General features: G+C 57.1%; 1 rRNA gene. It reads left to right on the forward strand.

The annotated features are described in order from the left end of the window. The first annotated feature begins 66 nt into the window (after positions 1-66). Positions 67-3,182, forward strand: a 23S ribosomal RNA gene (locus ACZ7FF_RS44800). Positions 3,183-3,203 lie beyond the last annotated feature (21 nt).

The following is a 3,203-nucleotide window of genomic DNA, read 5'->3' on the forward strand; positions in this document are numbered from 1 at the left end:
CTTTGGTCCGGGGTGATGGGTGGCTGGTCGTTGTTTGAGAACTGCACAGTGGACGCGAGCATCTGTGGCCAAGTTTTTAAGGGCGCACGGTGGATGCCTTGGCACCAGGAACCGATGAAGGACGTGGGAGGCCACGATAGTCCCCGGGGAGTCGTCAACCAGGCTTTGATCCGGGGGTTTCCGAATGGGGAAACCCGGCAGTCGTCATGGGCTGTCACCCGCTGCTGAACACATAGGCAGTGTGGAGGGAACGAGGGGAAGTGAAACATCTCAGTACCCTCAGGAAGAGAAAACAACCGTGATTCCGGGAGTAGTGGCGAGCGAAACCGGATGAGGCCAAACCGTATGCGTGTGAGACCCGGCAGGGGTTGCGCATGCGGGGTTGTGGGATCTCTCTTCTGTCGTCTGCCGGCGGCAGGACGAGTCAGAAACCGTTGATGTAGGCGAAGGACATGCGAAAGGTCCGGCGTAGAGGGTAAGACCCCCGTAGTCGAAACGTCAACGGCTCGTTTGAGAGACACCCAAGTAGCACGGGGCCCGAGAAATCCCGTGTGAATCTGGCGGGACCACCCGCTAAGCCTAAATATTCCCTGGTGACCGATAGCGGATAGTACCGTGAGGGAATGGTGAAAAGTACCCCGGGAGGGGAGTGAAATAGTACCTGAAACCGTGTGCCTACAAGCCGTGGGAGCGTCGGGGACTTCGGTCCCTCGTGACTGCGTGCCTTTTGAAGAATGAGCCTGCGAGTTTGCGGTGTGTTGCGAGGTTAACCCGGGTGGGGAAGCCGTAGCGAAAGCGAGTCCGAACAGGGCGATTCAGTAGCACGCTCAAGACCCGAAGCGGAGTGATCTAGCCATGGGCAGGTTGAAGCGGAGGTAAGACTTCGTGGAGGACCGAACCCACCAGGGTTGAAAACCTGGGGGATGACCTGTGGTTAGGGGTGAAAGGCCAATCAAACTCCGTGATAGCTGGTTCTCCCCGAAATGCATTTAGGTGCAGCGTCGTGTGTTTCTTGCCGGAGGTAGAGCACTGGATAGGCGATGGGCCCTACCGGGTTACTGACCTTAGCCAAACTCCGAATGCCGGTAAGTGAGAGCGCGGCAGTGAGACTGTGGGGGATAAGCTCCATGGTCGAGAGGGAAACAGCCCAGAGCATCGACTAAGGCCCCTAAGCGTACGCTAAGTGGGAAAGGATGTGGAGTCGCACAGACAACCAGGAGGTTGGCTTAGAAGCAGCCACCCTTGAAAGAGTGCGTAATAGCTCACTGGTCTAGTGATTCCGCGCCGACAATGTAGCGGGGCTCAAGCGTACCGCCGAAGTCGTGTCATTGCAGCATATAGCCCCAACGGGTGCTGTGATGGGTAGGGGAGCGTCGTCTGCCGGGTGAAGCAGCACCGGAAGGTAGTTGTGGACGGTTGACGAGTGAGAATGCAGGCATGAGTAGCGATACAAACGTGAGAAACGTTTGCGCCGATTGACTAAGGGTTCCTGGGTCAAGCTGATCTGCCCAGGGTAAGTCGGGACCTAAGGCGAGGCCGACAGGCGTAGTCGATGGATAACCGGTTGATATTCCGGTACCCGCTGTGAAGCGTCAAACATCGAGCATCGTGATGCTAAGGCCGTGAAGCCGCCCTGATCTCTTCGGAGTTGAGGGGAGTGGTGGAGCCGCCGAACCAAGCGGTTAGTAGGTGAGTGATGGGGTGACGCAGGAAGGTAGTCCATCCCGGGCGGTGGTTGTCCCGGGGTAAGGGTGTAGGCCGCAAGGTAGGTAAATCCGCCTTGCATTCGGCTGAGACCTGATGCCGAGCCGATTGTGGTGAAGTGGATGATCCTATGCTGTCGAGAAAAGCCTCTAGCGAGTTTCATGGCGGCCCGTACCCTAAACCGACTCAGGTGGTCAGGTAGAGAATACCGAGGCGTTCGGGTGAACTATGGTTAAGGAACTCGGCAAAATGCCCCCGTAACTTCGGGAGAAGGGGGGCCAGCTCTGGTGAGAGGACTTGCTCCTCGAGCTGGGGGTGGCCGCAGAGACCAGCGAGAAGCGACTGTTTACTAAAAACACAGGTCCGTGCGAAGCCGTAAGGCGATGTATACGGACTGACGCCTGCCCGGTGCTGGAACGTTAAGGGGACCGGTTAGCTCCATTTCGGTGGGGCGAAGCTGAGAACTTAAGCGCCAGTAAACGGCGGTGGTAACTATAACCATCCTAAGGTAGCGAAATTCCTTGTCGGGTAAGTTCCGACCTGCACGAATGGCGTAACGACTTCTCGACTGTCTCAACCATAGGCCCGGTGAAATTGCACTACGAGTAAAGATGCTCGTTTCGCGCAGCAGGACGGAAAGACCCCGGGACCTTTACTACAGTTTGATATTGGTGTTCGGTTCGGCTTGTGTAGGATAGCTGGGAGACTTTGAAGCTCATACGCCAGTATGGGTGGAGTCGTCGTTGAAATACCAGTCTGGTCGTGCTGGATGTCTAACCTGGGTCCGTGATCCGGATCAGGGACAGTGTCTGATGGGTAGTTTAACTGGGGCGGTTGCCTCCTAAAGAGTAACGGAGGCGCCCAAAGGTTCCCTCAGCCTGGTTGGCAATCAGGTGTTGAGTGTAAGTGCACAAGGGAGCTTGACTGTGAGACCGACGGGTCGAGCAGGGACGAAAGTCGGGACTAGTGATCCGGCGGTGGCTTGTGGAAGCGCCGTCGCTCAACGGATAAAAGGTACCCCGGGGATAACAGGCTGATCTTCCCCAAGAGTCCATATCGACGGGATGGTTTGGCACCTCGATGTCGGCTCGTCGCATCCTGGGGCTGGAGTCGGTCCCAAGGGTTGGGCTGTTCGCCCATTAAAGCGGTACGCGAGCTGGGTTTAGAACGTCGTGAGACAGTTCGGTCCCTATCCGCTGTGCGCGTAGGAGTCTTGAGAAGGGCTGTCCCTAGTACGAGAGGACCGGGACGGACGAACCTCTGGTGTGCCAGTTGTCCTGCCAAGGGCATGGCTGGTTGGCTACGTTCGGGAGGGATAACCGCTGAAAGCATCTAAGCGGGAAGCCTGCTTCGAGATGAGGACTCCCACCCACTTGATGGGGTAAGGCTCCCAGTAGACGACTGGGTTGATAGGCCGGATCTGGAAGCCAGGTAACTGGTGGAGGTGACCGGTACTAATAGGCCGAGGGCTTGTCCTCAGTTGCTCGCGTCCACTGTGT

This window comes from Streptomyces sp. NPDC037126 (assembly GCF_055605965.1).